Consider the following 19,478-nt stretch of genomic DNA (forward strand, 5'->3'; position numbering starts at 1 on the left):
AAGGGTTTGAGAAGCAGAGCGTACTAGCGTACGTGAGCATCGCAGAACACTAAATGGACGAAGAAGTAGGAAGCAATACAGATAAATTAGGTTAAGTTAATAAGGGCGCACGGTGGATGCCTTGGCACTAAGAGCCGATGAAGGACGGGACTAACTCCGATATGCTTTGGGGAGCTGTAAGTAAGCTTTGATCCAAAGATTTCCGAATGGGGGAACCCAGCATTTTTTATAGAATGTTACTGCTAGCTGAATACATAGGCTAGTAGAGGTAGACGCAGAGAACTGAAACATCTAAGTACCTGCAGGAAGAGAAAGAAAATTCGATTCCCTGAGTAGCGGCGAGCGAAACGGGAAGAGCCCAAACCAAAGAGCTTGCTCTTTGGGGTTGTAGGACACGACATTAAGAGTCATAAATGAGTTTTGTAGAAGAAGCGATCTGGAAAGGTCCGCCGAAGAGGGTAAAAGCCCCGTAATCGAAACAAAGTTCACTCTGTTGTGTATCCTGAGTACGGCGGAACACGAGAAATTCCGTCGGAATCCGCGGGGACCATCCCGCAAGGCTAAATACTCCTTAGTGACCGATAGTGAACCAGTACCGTGAGGGAAAGGTGAAAAGAACCCCGGAAGGGGAGTGAAAGAGCTCCTGAAACCGTGTGCTTACAAATAGTTAGAGCCCGTTAATGGGTGATAGCGTGCCTTTTGTAGAATGAACCGGCGAGTTACGATTACATGCGAGGTTAAGTTGATAAGACGGAGCCGTAGCGAAAGCGAGTCTGAATAGGGCGAATGAGTATGTGGTCGTAGACCCGAAACCAAGTGACCTACCCATGTCCAGGTTGAAGGTGCGGTAATACGCACTGGAGGACCGAACCCACGTATGTTGAAAAATGCGGGGATGAGGTGTGGGTAGCGGAGAAATTCCAATCGAACTTGGAGATAGCTGGTTCTCTCCGAAATAGCTTTAGGGCTAGCCTCGGAATTAAGAATCATGGAGGTAGAGCCACTGTTTGGACTAGGGGCCCTTCTAGGGTTACCGAATTCAGATAAACTCCGAATGCCATTGATTTATATCCGGGAGTCAGACTGCGAGTGATAAGATCCGTAGTCGAAAGGGAAACAGCCCAGACCACCAGCTAAGGTCCCAAAGTTACTATTAAGTGGAAAAGGATGTGGGGTTGCTTAGACAACTAGGATGTTGGCTCAGAAGCAGCCATCATTTAAAGAGTGCGTAATAGCTCACTAGTCGAGTGACCCTGCGCCGAAAATTTACCGGGGCTAAATAGTACACCGAAGCTGTGGATAGAACCTTAGGGTTCTATGGTAGGAGAGCGTTCTAAGGGCGTCGAAGCTAGACCGTGAGGACTAGTGGAGCGCTTAGAAGTGAGAATGCCGGTATGAGTAGCGAAAGACGGGTGAGAATCCCGTCCACCGTATGACTAAGGTTTCCTGGGGAAGGCTCGTCCTCCCAGGGTTAGTCGGGACCTAAGCCGAGGCCGATAGGCGTAGGCGATGGACAACAGGTTGATATTCCTGTACCAGTTTCTTTTGTTTGAACAATGGAGGGACGCAGGAGGCTAAGAAATGCGCACTGTTGGATATGTGCGTCTAAGCAATGAGTCTTGAGGTGAGTTAAATGCTTGCTTCTGTACGGACAAGTTGTGATGGGGAGGGAAATTACAGTACCGAAGTTTCTGATGTCACACTGCCAAGAAAAGCTTCTAGTTAGAAAGAAATTGCCCGTACCGCAAACCGACACAGGTAGTCGAGGAGAGTATCCTAAGGTGTGCGAGAGAACTCTCGTTAAGGAACTCGGCAAAATGACCCCGTAACTTCGGGAGAAGGGGTGCTGATCGAAAGATCAGCCGCAGTGAATAGGCCCAAGCGACTGTTTATCAAAAACACAGGTCTCTGCAAAATCGAAAGATGACGTATAGGGGCTGACGCCTGCCCGGTGCTGGAAGGTTAAGAGGATTGGTTAGCTTCGGCGAAGCTAAGAATTGAAGCCCCAGTAAACGGCGGCCGTAACTATAACGGTCCTAAGGTAGCGAAATTCCTTGTCGGGTAAGTTCCGACCCGCACGAAAGGCGTAACGATTTGGGCACTGTCTCAACGAGAGACTCGGTGAAATTATAGTACCTGTGAAGATGCAGGTTACCCGCGACAGGACGGAAAGACCCCATGGAGCTTTACTGCAGTTTGATATTGAGTGTTTGTACAGCTTGTACAGGATAGGTAGGAGCCATAGAAGTCAGGACGCCAGTCTTGATGGAGGCATTGGTGGGATACTACCCTTGCTGTATGACCACTCTAACCCTAGCCACTAATCGTGGCTGGAGACAGTGTCAGACGGGCAGTTTGACTGGGGCGGTCGCCTCCTAAAGAGTAACGGAGGCGCCCAAAGGTTCCCTCAGAATGGTTGGAAATCATTCGTAGAGTGTAAAGGCAGAAGGGAGCTTGACTGCGAGACCTACAAGTCGAGCAGGGACGAAAGTCGGGCTTAGTGATCCGGTGGTTCCGCATGGAAGGGCCATCGCTCAACGGATAAAAGCTACCCTGGGGATAACAGGCTTATCTCCCCCAAGAGTCCACATCGACGGGGAGGTTTGGCACCTCGATGTCGGCTCATCGCATCCTGGGGCTGTAGTCGGTCCCAAGGGTTGGGCTGTTCGCCCATTAAAGCGGTACGCGAGCTGGGTTCAGAACGTCGTGAGACAGTTCGGTCCCTATCCGTCGCGGGCGCAGGAAATTTGAGAGGAGCTGTCCTTAGTACGAGAGGACCGGGATGGACACACCGCTGGTGTACCAGTTGTTCTGCCAAGAGCATCGCTGGGTAGCTATGTGTGGAAGGGATAAACGCTGAAAGCATCTAAGCGTGAAGCCCCCCTCGAGATGAGATTTCCCATCACGTAAGTGAGTAAGACCCCTGAGAGATGATCAGGTAGATAGGTTGGAAGTGGAAGTACAGCGATGTATGGAGCGGACCAATACTAATCGGTCGAGGACTTAACCAAGAAATAAACGGTGAAGAACGTTTCCAAAACAATTACTTTTTAAACAGTTCCAGTTTTGAGAGATCAAACTCTCTACAACTAAATAATTGAATCGCAGTTTAGTGTCGATGTAACCATCAACCTAAACAAGCATTTTTTAACAAATTGCAAGCTAATCAAGGATGTAACTGAGCGAACCCCGGAATGCACTAGTGTGCATGAGGAGTGGAGTAAAGGAAACAGACGCAGAGTAGCGCCGCAAGTTGTAAAAAAATTGTGTGGTGGCGATAGCGAAAAGGATACACCTGTTCCCATGCCGAACACAGCAGTTAAGCTTTTCAGCGCCGAGAGTAGTTGGGGGTTTCCCCCTGTGAGGGTAGGACGTTGCCACGCGGATTCAATACATTTAGTCAAAATATCCATTCATTTTGGGGGTTTAGCTCAGTTGGGAGAGCATCTGCCTTACAAGCAGAGGGTCAGCGGTTCGAGCCCGTTAACCCCCACCATGAGTCATTAGCTCAGTTGGTAGAGCATCTGACTTTTAATCAGAGGGTCGTAGGTTCGAATCCTACATGACTCATAACTAAACATTTTAAATGAATAGTTAGCTGCCCTTTTTGCGCGGGTGTGGCGGAATTGGCAGACGCACTAGATTTAGGATCTAGCGTTGTAAGACGTGGGGGTTCAAGTCCCTTCACCCGCACCATAATTATTTTTTTATATAGCCGGCTTAGCTCAGTTGGTAGAGCATCTGATTTGTAATCAGAGGGTCGAGGGTTCAACTCCTTTAGCCGGCACCATTTTTATACTATTTCATTAAATAAAATATATGCGATGCGAAAGTAGTTCAGTGGTAGAACATCACCTTGCCAAGGTGGGGGTCGCGGGTTCGAACCCCGTCTTTCGCTTACTAGATTCGTCTAGCTTGCCCAGATTTCTTTGAGATCTGATCCACATTCCATGCCGGGGTGGCGGAACTGGCAGACGCACAGGACTTAAAATCCTGCGGTGAGTGATCACCGTGCCGGTTCGATTCCGGCCCTCGGCACCATTTGCACCCATAGCTCAATTGGATAGAGTACTTGACTACGAATCAAGCGGTTAGAGGTTCGACTCCTCTTGGGTGCATTTCTTTTTTTTTATAAAGAAAATAGGAACAATTACGATTCATACCCACGGGAAGTAGCTCAGCTTGGTAGAGCACTTGGTTTGGGACCAAGGGGTCGCAGGTTCGAATCCTGTCTTCCCGATAAAATGAACGATAAAAAATGATTTTAATTCCATTTTTGGAGTTAAAATCATTTTTTTTAATTGTAATTTTAGGAAATTAGCTGATCTGTGACATATTTTCACTGTTTTTTATAAAAATATTGTAGAAATAAGTAGACTTGCTTTTCAAATCTATTATTTTCTCGTATAATTAAAGTCAGTATTAGTCAAAATCTAATAAAATATTTTTAAAGGAGGAGACTCATGCAAAATCAAAATATGTCTGATATTATTGAGGCCTATTTGAAACAAGTTTTAACTGCCCATGAACAAATTGAAATTCGGCGTAGTGAAATGGCTAATCAATTTAATTGTGTGCCTTCTCAAATTAATTATGTAATTAACACGCGCTTTACCATCCAACAAGGTTATCTAGTTGAAAGTAAACGCGGTGGTGGTGGATACATTAGAATTATTAAAGTAAAATTATTAGACAAAGCAGAAATGCTCGATGCCATGATTCAAATTATTGGCGATAAAATTTCACAAAAAGATGCCTATTCAATTGTTCAAAAGTTATATGAAGATGATATGTTAACAAAACGTGAGGCAACTCTAATCCTTTCTGCAATGGAAAAACCAGTCTTAACCTTGTGTGGGAAATTAGAAAATGAATTGCGAGCTCAAATTTTAATTGCATTCTTAAATAATCTAAGATATGAGTAACTATTACGGTAAATGATGGAGGAACGATTTATGGATGAATTATTCACTGAAAAAGCTAAGCTAGTTTTAATACTTGCCCAAGAAGAGGCTAAAAATTTCCGTCATCATTCAGTTGGCACAGAGCATATTTTATTAGCTCTAGTTGTTGAACAAGATGGGATGGCTGGGAAAACATTACGACAATTTGCCGTAAACGAACAAGATGTCCGTGAAGAAATTGAACATTTCACAGGTTACGGCACCATGAAAAATGTTCCTAAAAATGCTTTGCTACCGTACTCTCCTCGTGCGAAACAAGTGATTACGTTTGCAACCGATGAGGCTAGACGCTTGGGTGCACCTTTGGTTGGAACGGAGCATTTGTTATTAGGTTTATTACGTGAAGAAGAAATCCTTTCTTCAAAAATTTTAAGTAATCTAGATGTTAGTTTAAATAAAACGCGCCAACTATTATTGAAGAAAATCGGTGTTTCCGACGTTAACGGGACTAAAGGAGCAAGACGCGGTCGTCAATCACCTAAACAAGCAACAGGTGGAACTCCTACGTTAGATTCATTAGCACGAGATTTAACAGCACTTGCTAAAGAGGGGAAAATGGATCCAGTTGTGGGTCGGCATAAAGAAGTTCACCGCTTAATTCAAGTTTTGAGCCGCCGAACTAAAAATAATCCAGTTTTAGTAGGTGAACCAGGAGTTGGTAAAACAGCGATTGCAGAAGGTTTAGCGCAAAAGATTATCAATGGTGAAGTACCCAAAGATATGGCTAAAAAACGTTTGATGATGCTAGATATGGGATCTATGGTAGCTGGTACTAAGTATCGTGGTGAATTTGAAGATAGAATGAAAAAAGTTATTGAAGAAATCTATCAAGATGGCCAAGTCATTTTATTTATTGATGAATTACACACCCTAATTGGTGCAGGTGGAGCTGAAGGCGCTATTGATGCTTCAAACATTCTAAAACCTGCCTTAGCCCGTGGTGAGTTACAAACCATTGGTGCTACGACTTTAGATGAATATCAAAAATATATTGAAAAAGATGCTGCATTAGAAAGACGTTTTGCGCCTATTACTGTTGATGAACCAACTCCGGAAGAGGCTGAGGAAATTCTTTTAGGTCTTCGTTCACGGTATGAGGAACATCATGGTGTGGAAGTTACAGACGAAGCTATCCATGCTGCTGTCCAATTTTCAACTCGCTACATTACATCTCGACAATTGCCAGATAAAGCAATTGATTTAATTGATGAATCAGCTGCTAAAGTTCGGTTAGATGTTTCTGATAAACCAACTCCAGTTGCTGTAGCAGTTGCAGAATTAGATCAACTTGTAAATGATAAAGAACTGGCTATTCAAATGCAAGATTTTGAAAAAGCTGCCGCTATTCGGACGAAAGAAATGCGTCAAAAGAAAAAAATAGAAACCTTGATTGTCAAAGAAGGAAAACAACATTCTGCATCCAAATTACAAGTAACCGAGTTTGATGTTGCTGAGGTTGTCTCTCTTTGGACTGGAATTCCAGTGCAACAAATGGAACAAAAAGAAAGTGAACGTTTACTGAATTTAGAAAAAGTATTGCATAGTCGGGTTGTTGGACAAGAAGATGCTGTAAGTGCAGTGTCTAGAGCAATGAGACGTGCTAGAAGCGGTTTGAAAGATCCTAACAGACCAATAGGCTCATTTATGTTTTTAGGACCTACAGGTGTAGGGAAAACGGAATTAGCCAAAGCTTTAGCTGAATCAATGTTTGGTAGTGAAGATGCGTTGATTCGTGTAGATATGTCTGAATACATGGAAAAATATAGTACAAGTCGTTTAATAGGTTCCCCACCAGGCTATGTTGGATATGATGAAGGTGGACAATTGACTGAAAAAATTCGTCAAAAACCATATTCAGTTGTTCTATTGGATGAAGTTGAAAAAGCTCATCCAGATGTCTTTAACATTCTGTTACAGGTTCTAGATGATGGACATTTAACAGATGCTAAGGGTCGCAAAGTCGATTTTAAAAATACAATTTTAATTATGACTTCAAACCTTGGCGCAACATCATTAAGAGATGAAAAATCAGTTGGATTTAGTACGAAAGATACGAAAAAAGATCATAAAGCAATGGAAAAACGTATTCTGGAAGAATTGAAAAATACGTTTAGACCTGAATTTATTAATCGAATTGATGAAACTATTGTTTTCCACAGTTTAGAAAAAAATGAATTAAATGAAATTGTTAAGCTGATGGCAGCAATTATTGTCAAACGCCTAAAAGATCTAGATATCCATGTAAAAATTACTCCAGCAGCTATTGAAGTAATTGCTAAAGCTGGATTTGATCCAGAGTATGGAGCTCGTCCATTACGCAGAGCCTTACAAAAAGAAGTTGAAGATCGTTTGAGTGAAGAATTACTAAATAAAACAGTTAAAATTGGAGACCATGTGACAATTGGTGCTGCTAAAGGTAAAATTAACATTCAAGTTAAAGAATTGAAAAAGAAAGCAAAACCTGAGACAGTTGAAGTGAAATAAAGGTTAACTTCTTAAGTAAAATTGTTTTTATTAGGGAATTTTTTTAAACTATGTTACTATAAAAGAGTAGATTGTTATTAATTTGAAGGGAATGTGAATAGAATGAAAAACGCAACTAAAGGATTATTAATTGGATTAGGAGCTACAGTCGTTGTTGGAACAATTATCGTTTCATCATCAGAAAAAGCTGTTAAGAAGATCGAAAGTTTTATGAACCGCAAACGTGCGAAAGATTTTATTAAAGAAAAGTTAAATGGTAACAATGATGCATTAGAAGTTGTTGACCATTTATCTGACGAAGAAATTACAAACCTGCTACAAATTGTGGATAAAGTTAATAGCTTAAAAGGACGTATTAACGTGTATGGGGATAACTTGAAAGATGCTGCTGAAGAATTCAAAAGCACATTACATGGTTACAAAGATACCGTTAAAGAAAAGTTTGAAAATTAATTAAAAAAAGCATCAGCTCCTAAGTTATTGGAGTCTGGTGCTTTTTTTTGCAAAATTTGTGGATAACTAAAATATTAAAGTAATAAAAGGTAGCACAACATTAAATCGTCTTTATCTTTTAAAGAAAAGCCAGTTGCTTCATTGAAGCGATCTATACGATATTGCAAGGTATTTCTATGCACATAGAGGCTTTTGGCAGCCATTGAAATATTCCCTTGTGTCTCCCAAAGGGCTTTGACTAATTCTCTCCACTCCGCTTGATCAGAGAATATTTTCTTGAGTTCACTAAGTAATTCGCTCTCTTCCAGAGCAGATTTGATATAGTGGGAAAGGGCTAGTTGAGATAAAGAGAGGACTGCTAAACCTTTATTTTGCCCTTTTTGTTTTTGAAAAATGGTATACTCTTCATTAAATAAACTTGGAAAAGATGGAGTTATAGTCCAATATTGCCCAATATAGCAAATGGATTTTATAGAAAAATCATCTTCTAAGGCTTGAAGGACGCCTACTATTTCTTTAGTACTTAGTTCAGTTTTTTGCTTTTCTTCGATGATAATTCCGTAATTTTCACTAATGAAAAAGGCATCTTCACAGCCTTCAAAAATATTTTGAAAAGCTTCTAACCAAGAAGTAGCGTTTTCATTTTGAGAAGGATGAACAATTTCAAATTGAATCACTCGATAGTCACCGTGCTTAGTTGTGGATATCTGTTTATTTTCCCATAAAAATTGATACCAAAAGTGTGTATTGAGCGAGTTAGCCGCTGTTTCAGAATACTTAAACAGTTGATTAAGTAGTTTTATTTCGGATGTGGATAAGTCTTGGCTTTCAATTTGTATCCATTGATTAGAGTAGGGAAAATTTAAGAGCGCTGTATCAAGCTGACGAGTATCGGATAATTTAGCGGTTGGATAGATTGTTTTAAGTTGTTGGAAATCCAATTAAATCGCCCCTTTCGTATAGTCATCTCTATAGACAAAACACGAATTAAAGTCTTAAGAGTTGTCTTTATTTTACCATTAATTGACAAAAAAAGAAGCTGAATATGGTATGATATAGAAAAATAAAGAAGGAATTGACTAATGTATACACATGTGGAAAAAGAAAAATTTATGCGAGAAGCTATCGTAGAAGCTAAAAAAGCTGGGGATAAGTTAGAAGTACCGATTGGAGCAGTCATCGTTTTAGATGGAAAAATCATTGCTAGAGGTCATAATCGTCGTGAAGAAACGAACGATGCAACAACCCATGCTGAAATGATTGCCATTCGAGAAGCAAATCAGGTAATGGAGAGTTGGCGCTTAGAGGAGGCTAGTTTGTTCGTGACTTTGGAGCCTTGCCCAATGTGTAGTGGCGCGCTTATTATGTCTCGAATGAAGGCCGTTTATTATGGAGCAGCAGATCCTAAAGGTGGAACAGCAGGAACTCTATTAAACTTATTAACAGATACTCGATTTAATCATCAAGTTGCTGTGGAAAAAGGAATCTTAGAAGAAGAATGTGGAAAACTCCTAAGTGATTTTTTCAGAGAATTGCGAAAAAGGAAAAAAATAGAAAAAATAAAACAAAAAATAGCGATAGATGAAATAAATACCACAAAATAGCTGTGGATAAACGATAAATTAAAAAAGATGCCCACAGACTTAGAAGAATTTATTCTAAGTCTGTGGGTAACTTTTTAGTCGTTCATTAACTCGTGATCTCTTTTTATTGTCGCATCCACACCCTTAATGACTGTTGATATAAATGCTTCGTCTTCGAGAGCAACCAGTCCAGCAACAGTTGTCCCACCTGGAGACGAAACTTGATCAATTAGATCCCAAGGAGATTTGTCGCTGGCTAAAAGCATTTCGGCACTGCCAAGGACTGCTTGAGTTGCAATTTTAGTGGCTAAATCTTTTGGCATCCCATTTTTAACGGCTCCTCGAGCAAGTGAGTCGATAAATAAAAATGTATAAGCTGGCGAACTCCCTGCGATAGCAGTAAAGGTACTGAAATGATGCTCCTCTAGTTCAATCGCTATCCCAATTGAATTAAATAAATCTAAAACGAAGCTAATTTGTTGTTTTGAAGCAAATTGATTACTGCATACTGCTGCCATCCCTTTACCAATCAACGCATTTAAATTTGGCATTACACGGATGATAGGATGTTTTTGAATAGATCCAAGAGTGTCTTCAAGGGAAGCAATCGTTGTGCCTGCTGCTATCGATACCAACAAAGGTTGATGTTTTAAAAATGTCGTGTGCAGTTCTTTTAAAACTGTAGGAATTACTCCTGGCTTAACGGCTAAAACAAGCACATCCACAGATTCTGCAAGTTTTTGACTTGAAGTACAAGGGTGTGTATTTGTTTCAATAGCAAAACTAGTGGTCTTATCTGAATCCCTATTAAAGACAAAAATATTTTCGTTAGGTAATTGTTTGCTTTCAATGATGCCTTTAATAATGGCTCGTGCCATATTTCCTGTTCCAATAAAGCCTATTTTCATCATATCACTCCTTGGTTAGTAGTTGTATTCAAACTAACTTTTATTTTACCACATTTTAATCAGCATGCGTTGGCTACGGCTATTTTAAGAGTTTGACTTATTTAGCTCCATTTTTATTGAAAAAAAGACTAGCTTTTATTATAGATGTACGGTAGAATAGAAATTGCCGCAAGGCCGTATGGCAATGGTGAGTCTACGAATCGTGTCAGATCCGGAAGGAAGCAGCACTAAGTTGATTTCGCCATGTGCTGTATGTACATAGAGAAAAAAGAATCTAATCAATTTGATTAGATTCTTTTTTCTTAAATTTTTTATTGATTCTCGTGTTTTAGAATTATACGCTCATTTAATGGCTGGATTTCACGATTGTTTCCATCGTAATAGGTGTTAAATGTTTTTAATTGTTCTTTAGAAACTTCTACAGGATGCTCCATCACGTACCATTCAACATTTTCACTTAGCGGTGGAGTTGTTAGTGAACCTAAATAATGATAGTAGCTAAAGTCAGTTGGGAAAAGTTGACTAGTATTAATTGGATCAGAAACGGTAGCTTTTTCACCTTTTTTAATATTTTGTAAAATGGTTTCAAATGCTGGATTGGCTTGACCTTCTTTGAATAAAACGGCTAGTACCGCTAAGCGACCGTTTTGAGCTTTATTAACAAAGTGTGCTTCAAGTGGGAAATATTCTGAGTTGATGGTATGTTCACTTTTAGCATGAAAATGAAATTGGTTTAAATCAAAATTCCGTCCATTAATGACTGCCGTACCAGTGTCATCAATTTGGATACTATGTCCATTATCAACTTCGTCAATCACAAGATCATTGTAGTTGATGGTGATTTCTCCAGCATCTACCATGGGAACGGCAGTGCTAGTTTCGATATTTATTGGCGACTGAGCATCACCAGCTTCAAAATCCCACTCTTCTTGATTTTTGTAATCCAAATGTTCTTCTTTTTTTTTCAGACTTGTTTTCTATGTTGGAACTTTCTACAGAAGCTCCTTTTTGTGGTCCACAACTAGCTAATACTAAGAGACTCATAAAGAGTACCCCAACTAAAATTTTTTTATTTTTCATCATTTTCTTCTCCTTCTATAAGTAATAGCTAAATGATACCATGAAATAAATTTAAAAACTGTGTTTATTTTTTTGGAAATTGGGGTAAAAATATGTAATTTTTTTGATTCAATAGGAATATGTATACGAGAAGAGACCAGATTGAAATTAAATGGCTCTTTCCTAATGAAATATAAGCCTAAATAAAGTATAATAATAGGTAGAAACTATATGAACAAGAAAGAGGGAAATAGATGAGTTATCAAGCACTTTATCGGGTATGGCGCCCTCAACGTTTTCAAGATATTGCTGGTCAACAAGCAATTACACAGACTCTTAGAAATGCTTTGATACAAGGCAAATCTAGTCATGCTTATCTATTCACCGGTCCACGTGGAACTGGTAAAACCAGTGCCGCTAAGATTTTTGCAAAGGCGATTAATTGTCAGTTTTTAGAAGATGGCGAACCTTGTAATGAATGTGAGACGTGTAAAGCCATTACATCTGGTCAATTAAACGACGTTATTGAAATTGATGCAGCAAGTAATAATGGTGTTGAGGAAATACGTGATATTCGAGATAAGGCTAAGTATGCTCCTACAAGCGCGGACTATAAAGTCTACATCATTGATGAAGTTCATATGTTATCAACAGGTGCATTTAACGCGCTATTAAAAACATTAGAAGAACCTCCTAAAAATGTTATTTTTATTTTAGCTACGACAGAACCACATAAAATTCCATTAACAATTATCTCCCGAACACAGCGTTTTGATTTTAAACGTATTTCGGTGAAAGATATTTGTGCGCGCATGGTTTATATTTTAAATCAAGAAAAAATTGGATTTGAAGATGCAGCATTGCCTGTGATTGCTAGAGTCGCTGAAGGTGGCATGCGGGACGCATTAAGTATTTTAGACCAAGTTATTTCTTACGGAGATGATATGGTGACAGTAGCGAATGCCATGAGTGTTACAGGTAGTTTGACGCAAGAATTACTACTAAGTTACTTTGATGCTATTGTAATGAATAATACTGAAAAAGGACTGTCTATCCTCCAAAGTATTTTAGCTGAAGGTAAAGATGCTGCTCGTTTTGTAGAAGACTTAATTCTATTCAGTCGAGATTTGCTTGTCTATCAACAAGCTCCAGAAATGCTTGATTTATTAGAAGAAGCAAGTGCCGATAATGGATTCAAAGAGTTAAGCCAAAAAATTCCTGCTAAAACGTTGTATAGTGTCATTACGATTTTAAATGAAACGCAAGGAGAGATGCGTTTTAGTAATCATCCGGATATCTATTTGGAAGTAGCGACTGTTAAAATGACCCAGCTTCGGAATGAAGCACCAGCTGTAATTCAGGAAGTACCAACTAAACAAGTAGATCGAGTACAAGAGTCTTCTGGGAATGCCAATACTGCTTATTTAGAATCAGAATTGGCAGCATTGAAGAAGCAACTCCAAGAAATGAAAGAGCAAGGTTTTTCTGGTGGAGCAGCTAAGACAGCTCCTGCTAAAGTTCAGAAAAAAGTTGTTGGTGGACAGTTCAAACCGAATACTACCGGAATTTATAGTGTGCTAAAAGAAGCAACTAAAGATAATTTAGTCCAACTCCGTGATCTATGGCCTGATTTATTGAACATGCTTTCTGTTACACAACGGGCGATTATGAAGGCTTCTACACCAGTAGCAGCAAGTCCAAACGGTTTGATTGTTTCATTTGAATATGATATTTTATGTCAAAAAGCAACCAACGATACTGAATTAATTGAAGCAGTCAGTGAATATATGCGTCGTTTAATCGGGCATACGCCTAAAATGATTTGTGTACCAAGTGAACAATGGCCAACTATCAGAACGCAGTATTTAAGTCAAAATAAACCAGATACAGTTACACAAAATAAGAGTGAAGGCTCAAAAGATTCGATTCAAGCTAATCAAGCAGCAGGAGATAATCAACAGCAAAATGTGCCTACGAACCATCAAATTAGTCAAGAGACAGAGCAACGAGTTGAAGCTTCACCATTTGATGGACTTGATGATTTAGCTCCACCACCAGATGAGTCCAAAACCGATAATTCAGTTGTAAGCGAAGCCTTAGAGCTATTTGGTGAATCAATTGTTGAAGTTGTGAATGATTAAAAAGTTTTTTTATTCTTAAGAACTAGCAATAAAAGTGACTTTAACGAGATTTTTCGTTAAAATAAGATATACTAACCAATGAGAGGAAGATTTTAAGATGCGTGGAATGGGAAATATGCAAGGTATGATGAAACAAATGCAAAAAATGCAAAAAGAAATGGCTGAAACTCAAGAGGCCCTAAATGAAAAAGAATTTATTGGTTCAGCAAGTAGCGATTTAGTTACTGTAACAATGACTGGCGATAAAAAAATGAAAGATATTGTGATTAAACCAGAAGCAGTTGATCCAGATGATATTGATATGTTGCAAGATTTAATTTTAATGGCAACAAATATAGCTTTAGATAAAGTCGATAATGAAACACAAGCAACAATGGGTAAATTCACTAAAGGAATCCCAGGCTTCTAATTAAATAATTCGAGAGGTAATCTTTGAATTATTTAGATAAAAAGATTAAGCTGGGGCTTTTTGTCCCAGCTTTCTTTTGACTAAATGAATGTGAGGAAAAGAAAATGCATTATCCAGAACCCATTTCAAAATTAATTGATAGTTATCAAAAATTACCAGGTATTGGTGCAAAAACAGCTGCTCGTTTAGCTTTTTTCACCATTGATATGAAGGAAGAAGATGTGACGGATTTTGCGAAAGCGTTGATTAGCGCCAAGCGCGACTTACATTATTGTTCGATTTGCGGAAATATTACAGAAGAAGATCCTTGTGAGATTTGTAAGGATACGACTCGTGACCGTAGTGTTGTACTAGTTGTAGAAGATCCTAAAGATGTTATTTCTTTAGAAAAAATGCGAGAATATCACGGTTTATATCATGTTTTACATGGCGTTTTATCGCCTATTGAAGGGACAGGTCCGGAAGATATTAATATTCCTAGCTTGATTAAACGATTGCAATCTGATGAAATTAATGAAGTCATTATCGCCACTAATGCGACTGCTGAAGGGGAAGCAACAGCGATGTATTTATCTCGTTTAATTAAACCAGCTGGAATTAAGGTTACACGTCTAGCCCATGGTCTTTCAGTGGGAAGCGATATTGAATACGCAGATGAAATTACATTACTTAAAGCAGTTGAAGGGCGTAGAGAACTTTAAGAAGGTGGGGATGAAAATGTTATTTGGAAAAAATAAAAAAGGCTTATTAAGAAAAGAATACGATGAATCCTTACTTGAGTTAATGTATAAAACAAAAGATGAGTGGGAGTATAAAAAAGATATTGAAGATTCTGTTTTTGACAAAGACGGTCTTTTGTTTGCTCAAACAAAATTAGCTGAAGCTAAGTATTTTTATCTATTTAAAGAAGCTCGGATTAGAAAATTAAAAAGTACTAAAGTAAGATAAACATGAGAGTAAAGTTCAGAAGAATAGCGAGTGCCTTCTGGACTGAGTCTAGAAAATCCAGTTCTCATGTTTTGATGATAGAAAGAATGGAGGCCAGGGTGATGGGAGAGAAAAAAAACTTCGATCAGAAACAGCGGCCTCTTTTTGACGCCTTAAAAAAACACCACAAACAGGAAAAAATTTCTTTTCATGTGCCAGGACATAAAAATGGATTAAACTGGCTAGAGGATATGGCGGCATTCAGAGGTATTCTACCGTTTGATCAAACGGAAGTGACGGGGTTAGACTATTTACATGAAGCAGAAGGAGCAATTAAAAAGAGTCAAGATTTGTTAACGAACTTCTATCAGAGTCAACAAAGTTATTATTTAGTTAATGGCTCAACTGTTGGGAACTTAGCTATGATTTTAGGCACAACGCAAAAAGGTGACCGAGTATTTGTTGATCGTAATGTCCATCAATCAATTATTCATGGTTTGGAGTTAAATGAATTACGTCCTATTTTTTTAGCGCCTGAAATCGAGTCTAAACATCAATCACCAGTAGGTATCTCACTTGCCACTTTACAAAAAGCTTTATTGGCCTATCCAGACGTAAAAGCGTTGATTTTGACGTATCCAACTTATGCAGGAGATATTTATCCAATTGAAGAGCTACTTGATTTAGCCAAAGCACATAATTGTTTAACTTTAGTTGACGAAGCTCATGGCGCGCATTTTATATTAGGAGAACAAAACGCCAGCTTTCCAAAGTCAGCCTTATTTTTGGGAGCTGATATTGTAGTACAATCAGCACATAAAATGTTGCCAGCATTAACCCAATCGGCTTATTTGCATATTGGGAATAATCTTACTGAGGAACAAAAGAGTAAAGTGGAGCATTATTTACATATGCTTCAGTCTAGTAGTCCTTCGTACTTACTTATGCTATCTTTGGAATATGCACGTTGGTTTTTAGCCAGTTTAACAGCAGCTGATTTGGAGGCCAGTCTTGTACTTGTAAAAAATTGGAAATGTTTTTTTGAAGAGCAAGGATTGAATGCTGAAATAAGTGGAGATCCTCTTAAATTAATTTTGAGGTATCAAGGGTTGACCGGAATAGAATTAGGAAAAAAGCTAGAGAAATCTGGTTTATTTCCAGAACTAGTAGATCATGAAAAAATCGTTCTAACTTTCCCGCTAATAAAAGAGAACCAAGATTTGGGTGCTTTTTCAGAGTTTGATAAGTGTCAGTTAGGTTTAGAAAAGAGTAGCGAGAAAAGAAATAATTTTATTGTGAATGGTCATTATTCAAGATTGAGTGAACTAGAGTTAACCTATGCTGCGCAAGTGGGATTGATGTTTGAGAAAATAATGTGGCGAACAAGTATCGGCCGAATAGCAGCAGAGAATATTACGCCTTATCCACCAGGAGTTCCTTTAGCGTTAAAGGGTGAAAAAATTCAACAAGAGCATATCACTCAGTTAGCAGGTTGGTTGAGCCAAGGAGCAAGAGTGGTTGGATTAACAGAGCAAGGTGAAATACAGGTTTATTTGGAAGAAAAATAGGAGGAAGATATGAAAGGAAAGTTAGAAAAAAAGAATAGTGAAACTAAATTGGAAGTAACTAGGGATGAAGTTACTAACAAGGTAATGCAACCACAAATAACTGAAGATAGTAAGTACTATTTATTAGTCAGCTTCAGCTTAGCGTTAATGGCAATTGCTTTTTTGTTCCAATCGCCTATCGAAATTTTTGATGGAATGAAAGTGATTATGAGATCATCAGGGAAACTGTTAACAGATTATATGGAACTGACGTCAATTGGGGCAGCTTTTTTTAATAGTGGATTGTTAACGTTATTGAGCGTTTTGATGGTGCGTTCCCAAAAAATCACGATTTCAGGACCGTTAGTGGCAGGGATTTTGACTGTCTGTGGTTTCTCTTTATTTGGGAAAAATTTATTTAACTCAATTCCAATCACATTAGGGGTTATGTTATATGCCAAGTTCGAGCGGCGTCCATTTTCACACTTTGTTTTAATTAGTTTATTTGGAACAGCATTGGGACCTGTAGTTAGTGAGTTTGCTTTTGGAATGGGATTAGAGCCTTGGAAAGGAATTGCTTTAGGCTATTTAATTGGGATTGGCATAGGTCTAATTTTGCCACCTTTATCGAGCCATTTTTTAAGCTTTCACAAAGGATTCAGTTTATATAATATCGGGTTTACTTCTGGCATTATTGGTATGTTTATTACAGCTATTAGCCGCATGTTTGGTCATGAAATTGAGAGTGTCTCAATCCTTTCTAGTGGAAACAATCTGAGTTTATCAATAGTAATTATTGGTTTTTGTTTTGTTTTTTTTGGATTGGGTTTCTACTATAACGGTATGAGTATTGGTGGTTATCCCAAGTTATTGAAGCATTCTGGAAAGTTGGTTACTGATTTTTTCTTATTAGAAGGATTTGGGACAACATTAATCAATATGGGTTTGCAAGGAATTGTAGCAACATCTTATGTTTTGTTAGTTGGTGGAGAGCTAAATGGGCCAGTTATTGGTGGAATTCTAACAATTATGGGATTTAGTGCTTTCGGGAAACATCCGCGTAATAGCATTCCAATTTTTATTGGCGTTTATTTAGCCGCAATTTTTAATATTTACCAACCTAATTCAACAAATGCTTTATTAGCAGCTTTATTTGGAACAACATTAGCTCCGATTAGTGGTTACTATGGCAGCTTTGCAGGAGTCGTAGCAGGCTTTTTGCATATGGCATTAGTGATGAATATCGGCTATTTACATGGTGGTATGAATTTATATAATAATGGCTTTTCTGGTGGCTTTACAGCCGCAATTTTGGTTCCAATTTATGATGCTATCTTAAATTTAAAAAAGGAGAAAAAAGCATGAATGAAGAGCGAGAAACAGCGCAAAAAATTTTGCAGGAATTAGTAGGGTACTTTTTGGAAAACGGCTGCGAAGAAACCCAAATGAATTTAACAGTAAATGGAGAAGGCATTTGGTTAGAGTTAGAAGGACTTGTCCCGCGCAAACCTGGTAATCTAGAAAATTTAAAAACATTATTGGAAGTAAAAAGGCAACCAGAAATGGATGACTACTACGAACATTTAATGGGCATGCACAGGGAACAAGAGGATTATAGCTTAGTGGGAATGTTAGTAGACTCAGCTGAAATTACCTGCCAAGAAGGTTTATTAAATATTCGCATTTACCGTGAAAATTTATATTAAGTTGGTGGGTTCAAAAGAAATTTTTTTTAATGAGTAATTCCAAGAGAATCCTGTTATAATTGGAACAGGTAACTAGGGAAAGGATGATATAATGTTATCATTTGAAGAAAAAAAAGCAATTTTTGATGAATATGATGAATTAACGGTACATGAAGTTTCGATGGAACGCTTAAATTACCATTTTGAAGATAGTGCAGTTGCAAAAACGATAGTTGTTAAGTTTCTACATCCTAAAAGCGGTAATGCCTTTATTTATGCAGGGTATTTACCTGATGAGGACACTAATAAAGGGTATATTTCGATTCGTGATGAAGACGCGGGAACTATTCATAAGTATGTTCAACAAGCCATTGAATATTTGAAAAAAACAGAAGATGGTTATGAAGAAGGCTACGAAGAAGAGTGGCATGATGATCACAATGATCAATTGACATTGAAATATGGCAATGGCATGTGGTCAATTTATATGTCACATGGTGGTTTAGAAGCAATTTTTAAAACCAAAGAAGCAGCAGAAGGCTATTTAGCTGACGAAGGGTTTTCTTATTAATTAAAGGTTAAAGGCAGATTGCACCTGATATAGTAGGTGCAATCTGTCTTTATTTATTGTCTGATTTTCTATTGTTGAAATGGAAACAATAGTTAATTATAATAGAGTAATGAAGTAGGAGGTGTGCTCATGAATAAAGAAGAACAAATTAAAGTAGGATTTAGAGAGTTATATGATAAAATGAGCTGGTTAAATCGAAGGAAGATGGAAGACAGTTTGAAAGGCTATACGTCCTCTGAAGTTCATTGTATGGAGTACATCGAAAAAAATAAAGACTCTAATGTGACTAAATTAGCTGACTCTTTTTATATGACGAGAGGTGCTATCAGCAAGCTAACGAAGAAGCTGATAAAAAAAGAGCTGATTGAGAGCTATCAAAAGTCCGATAATAAGAAAGAAATTTACTTTAGGCTGACAGAAAAGGGGCGAGCAGTATATGATATTCATGAAAAGTTGCACAATGAATTCAGTGAACGAGATAAAGTTGTTTTTGAGCAGGTAACTGAGGAACAATTTAATAGCATGCTACATTTTGTCGAATTGTACAGTCAGCATCTAGATAAAGAAATAAAGAAAGTAACGCTAAATACTAAATCAGAATAAACTAAGACAGCCCAACTTTATTGAGTAGGCTGTCTTTTTGTTATAGTTCTTACGCTAGGCATCAACCCAAAGGAGCGAATGCAATCCTAAAATATAAGTAAAAAAAAAAACGAGTTTTTGTTGACAAGGAAACTAAAATTAGTT

General features: G+C 38.2%; 17 protein-coding genes, 8 tRNA genes, 2 rRNA genes and 1 other RNA gene. 24 read left to right on the top strand and 4 right to left on the bottom strand.

What is annotated here, in order from left to right:
* The first annotated feature begins 89 nt into the window (after positions 1 to 89).
* The 13 genes from BR77_RS12140 to BR77_RS12200 all read left to right on the top strand — a co-directional run bounded on the left by BR77_RS12140 (position 90) and on the right by BR77_RS12200 (position 7,901).
* Positions 90 to 3,011 (top strand): 23S ribosomal RNA (locus BR77_RS12140).
* A gap of 256 nt (positions 3,012 to 3,267) precedes the next feature.
* Positions 3,268 to 3,383, top strand: a 5S ribosomal RNA gene (rrf, locus tag BR77_RS12145).
* A gap of 37 nt (positions 3,384 to 3,420) precedes the next feature.
* Positions 3,421 to 3,496 (top strand) — tRNA-Val (locus BR77_RS12150).
* A gap of 1 nt (position 3,497) precedes the next feature.
* Positions 3,498 to 3,570, top strand: a tRNA-Lys gene (locus BR77_RS12155).
* Positions 3,571 to 3,611: 41 nt separating this feature from the next.
* Positions 3,612 to 3,696: transfer RNA gene (locus BR77_RS12160), tRNA-Leu, on the top strand.
* Between the two features lie 18 nt (positions 3,697 to 3,714).
* A tRNA-Thr gene (locus BR77_RS12165) sits at positions 3,715 to 3,790 on the top strand.
* A gap of 36 nt (positions 3,791 to 3,826) precedes the next feature.
* Positions 3,827 to 3,898, top strand: a tRNA-Gly gene (locus BR77_RS12170).
* A gap of 54 nt (positions 3,899 to 3,952) precedes the next feature.
* Positions 3,953 to 4,041 (top strand) — tRNA-Leu (locus BR77_RS12175).
* A 3-nt stretch (positions 4,042 to 4,044) separates the two neighbouring features.
* A tRNA-Arg gene (locus BR77_RS12180) sits at positions 4,045 to 4,118 on the top strand.
* 48 nt (positions 4,119 to 4,166) lie between these two features.
* A tRNA-Pro gene (locus BR77_RS12185) sits at positions 4,167 to 4,240 on the top strand.
* A gap of 223 nt (positions 4,241 to 4,463) precedes the next feature.
* On the top strand, positions 4,464 to 4,925 hold the full coding sequence (locus tag BR77_RS12190; protein WP_010049704.1) for a CtsR family transcriptional regulator: 462 nt from the start codon (positions 4,464 to 4,466) through the stop codon (positions 4,923 to 4,925).
* 30 nt (positions 4,926 to 4,955) lie between these two features.
* Positions 4,956 to 7,448 carry an ATP-dependent Clp protease ATP-binding subunit gene (locus BR77_RS12195; RefSeq protein ID WP_016356668.1) on the top strand — a complete coding sequence of 831 codons (2,493 nt, stop codon included), beginning with the start codon at positions 4,956 to 4,958 and terminating at the stop codon, positions 7,446 to 7,448.
* A 102-nt stretch (positions 7,449 to 7,550) separates the two neighbouring features.
* A complete protein-coding gene (locus tag BR77_RS12200) occupies positions 7,551 to 7,901 on the top strand; it encodes a hypothetical protein (protein WP_010049709.1) in 351 nt (116 codons plus the stop codon).
* Between the two features lie 74 nt (positions 7,902 to 7,975).
* Here BR77_RS12200 and BR77_RS12205 read toward each other — a convergent pair whose 3' ends face one another.
* The gene (locus BR77_RS12205; RefSeq protein WP_010049713.1) at positions 7,976 to 8,842 is read right to left on the bottom strand and encodes a helix-turn-helix domain-containing protein; all 867 of its coding nucleotides are present in this window, start codon (positions 8,840 to 8,842) and stop codon (positions 7,976 to 7,978) included.
* Between the two features lie 141 nt (positions 8,843 to 8,983).
* Here BR77_RS12205 and tadA point away from each other — a divergent pair, with 141 nt between their 5' ends.
* On the top strand, positions 8,984 to 9,505 hold the full coding sequence (tadA, locus tag BR77_RS12210) for a tRNA adenosine(34) deaminase TadA (protein WP_015077725.1): 522 nt from the start codon (positions 8,984 to 8,986) through the stop codon (positions 9,503 to 9,505).
* Positions 9,506 to 9,579: 74 nt separating this feature from the next.
* Here the strand turns inward: tadA and proC are convergent, their stop codons facing one another.
* Positions 9,580 to 10,392, bottom strand: coding sequence for a pyrroline-5-carboxylate reductase (gene proC / locus BR77_RS12215; RefSeq protein WP_015077724.1), 813 nt, complete (start codon positions 10,390 to 10,392; stop codon positions 9,580 to 9,582).
* 173 nt (positions 10,393 to 10,565) lie between these two features.
* Here proC and ffs point away from each other — a divergent pair.
* An RNA gene (ffs, locus tag BR77_RS18735) (signal recognition particle sRNA small type) lies at positions 10,566 to 10,652 on the top strand.
* Between the two features lie 51 nt (positions 10,653 to 10,703).
* Here ffs and BR77_RS12220 read toward each other — a convergent pair.
* Complete coding sequence (locus tag BR77_RS12220) at positions 10,704 to 11,339, bottom strand: carbonic anhydrase (RefSeq protein WP_236700905.1); 636 nt, start codon at positions 11,337 to 11,339, stop codon at positions 10,704 to 10,706.
* Complete coding sequence (locus BR77_RS19525) at positions 11,305 to 11,475, bottom strand: hypothetical protein (RefSeq protein ID WP_257613240.1); 171 nt, start codon at positions 11,473 to 11,475, stop codon at positions 11,305 to 11,307. Before BR77_RS19525 ends, BR77_RS12220 begins: the two co-directional genes overlap by 35 nt.
* A gap of 230 nt (positions 11,476 to 11,705) precedes the next feature.
* Here BR77_RS19525 and dnaX point away from each other — a divergent pair, with 230 nt between their 5' ends.
* The 9 genes from dnaX (at position 11,706) to BR77_RS12265 (ending at position 19,334) form a co-directional block, all read left to right on the top strand.
* The gene (dnaX, locus tag BR77_RS12225; RefSeq protein WP_015077660.1) at positions 11,706 to 13,592 is read left to right on the top strand and encodes a DNA polymerase III subunit gamma/tau; all 1,887 of its coding nucleotides are present in this window, start codon (positions 11,706 to 11,708) and stop codon (positions 13,590 to 13,592) included.
* A gap of 97 nt (positions 13,593 to 13,689) precedes the next feature.
* Entirely contained in the window at positions 13,690 to 14,001 is a 312-nt protein-coding gene (locus tag BR77_RS12230; RefSeq protein WP_010053459.1) for a YbaB/EbfC family nucleoid-associated protein, read from the top strand.
* A 104-nt stretch (positions 14,002 to 14,105) separates the two neighbouring features.
* Positions 14,106 to 14,702: a recombination mediator RecR gene (recR, locus tag BR77_RS12235; RefSeq protein ID WP_010053460.1), complete on the top strand. Its 597-nt coding sequence runs from the start codon at positions 14,106 to 14,108 to the stop codon at positions 14,700 to 14,702.
* A 16-nt stretch (positions 14,703 to 14,718) separates the two neighbouring features.
* A complete protein-coding gene (locus tag BR77_RS12240) occupies positions 14,719 to 14,949 on the top strand; it encodes a YaaL family protein (protein WP_010053463.1) in 231 nt (76 codons plus the stop codon).
* Positions 14,950 to 15,050: 101 nt separating this feature from the next.
* Positions 15,051 to 16,496, top strand: coding sequence for an aminotransferase class I/II-fold pyridoxal phosphate-dependent enzyme (locus tag BR77_RS12245; protein ID WP_015077659.1), 1,446 nt, complete (start codon positions 15,051 to 15,053; stop codon positions 16,494 to 16,496).
* A 9-nt stretch (positions 16,497 to 16,505) separates the two neighbouring features.
* The gene (locus BR77_RS12250) at positions 16,506 to 17,840 is read left to right on the top strand and encodes a DUF1576 domain-containing protein (protein WP_016356660.1); all 1,335 of its coding nucleotides are present in this window, start codon (positions 16,506 to 16,508) and stop codon (positions 17,838 to 17,840) included.
* A complete protein-coding gene (locus BR77_RS12255) occupies positions 17,837 to 18,181 on the top strand; it encodes a hypothetical protein (RefSeq protein WP_010053472.1) in 345 nt (114 codons plus the stop codon). The genes BR77_RS12250 and BR77_RS12255 overlap by 4 nt, the downstream gene beginning before the upstream one ends.
* Before the next feature lie 91 nt (positions 18,182 to 18,272).
* The gene (locus BR77_RS12260) at positions 18,273 to 18,731 is read left to right on the top strand and encodes a hypothetical protein (RefSeq protein ID WP_010053475.1); all 459 of its coding nucleotides are present in this window, start codon (positions 18,273 to 18,275) and stop codon (positions 18,729 to 18,731) included.
* Positions 18,732 to 18,860: 129 nt separating this feature from the next.
* Positions 18,861 to 19,334 carry a MarR family winged helix-turn-helix transcriptional regulator gene (locus tag BR77_RS12265; RefSeq protein ID WP_015077656.1) on the top strand — a complete coding sequence of 158 codons (474 nt, stop codon included), beginning with the start codon at positions 18,861 to 18,863 and terminating at the stop codon, positions 19,332 to 19,334.
* The last annotated feature ends 144 nt before the right edge of the window (positions 19,335 to 19,478 follow it).

Source organism: Carnobacterium maltaromaticum DSM 20342 (assembly GCF_000744945.1).
Classification (GTDB): domain Bacteria; phylum Bacillota; class Bacilli; order Lactobacillales; family Carnobacteriaceae; genus Carnobacterium; species Carnobacterium maltaromaticum.

Coding starts and splice junctions, on each gene's coding strand:
- BR77_RS12190 (WP_010049704.1), top strand. CDS start 4,464: ATGCAAAATCAAAATATGTCTGATATTATTGAGGCCTATTTGAAACAA.
- BR77_RS12195 (WP_016356668.1), top strand. CDS start 4,956: ATGGATGAATTATTCACTGAAAAAGCTAAGCTAGTTTTAATACTTGCC.
- BR77_RS12200 (WP_010049709.1), top strand. CDS start 7,551: ATGAAAAACGCAACTAAAGGATTATTAATTGGATTAGGAGCTACAGTC.
- tadA (WP_015077725.1), top strand. CDS start 8,984: ATGTATACACATGTGGAAAAAGAAAAATTTATGCGAGAAGCTATCGTA.
- proC (WP_015077724.1), bottom strand. CDS start 10,392: ATGAAAATAGGCTTTATTGGAACAGGAAATATGGCACGAGCCATTATT.
- BR77_RS19525 (WP_257613240.1), bottom strand. CDS start 11,475: ATGATGAAAAATAAAAAAATTTTAGTTGGGGTACTCTTTATGAGTCTC.
- dnaX (WP_015077660.1), top strand. CDS start 11,706: ATGAGTTATCAAGCACTTTATCGGGTATGGCGCCCTCAACGTTTTCAA.
- BR77_RS12230 (WP_010053459.1), top strand. CDS start 13,690: ATGCGTGGAATGGGAAATATGCAAGGTATGATGAAACAAATGCAAAAA.
- recR (WP_010053460.1), top strand. CDS start 14,106: ATGCATTATCCAGAACCCATTTCAAAATTAATTGATAGTTATCAAAAA.
- BR77_RS12240 (WP_010053463.1), top strand. CDS start 14,719: ATGTTATTTGGAAAAAATAAAAAAGGCTTATTAAGAAAAGAATACGAT.
- BR77_RS12245 (WP_015077659.1), top strand. CDS start 15,051: ATGGGAGAGAAAAAAAACTTCGATCAGAAACAGCGGCCTCTTTTTGAC.
- BR77_RS12250 (WP_016356660.1), top strand. CDS start 16,506: ATGAAAGGAAAGTTAGAAAAAAAGAATAGTGAAACTAAATTGGAAGTA.
- BR77_RS12255 (WP_010053472.1), top strand. CDS start 17,837: ATGAATGAAGAGCGAGAAACAGCGCAAAAAATTTTGCAGGAATTAGTA.
- BR77_RS12260 (WP_010053475.1), top strand. CDS start 18,273: ATGTTATCATTTGAAGAAAAAAAAGCAATTTTTGATGAATATGATGAA.
- BR77_RS12265 (WP_015077656.1), top strand. CDS start 18,861: ATGAATAAAGAAGAACAAATTAAAGTAGGATTTAGAGAGTTATATGAT.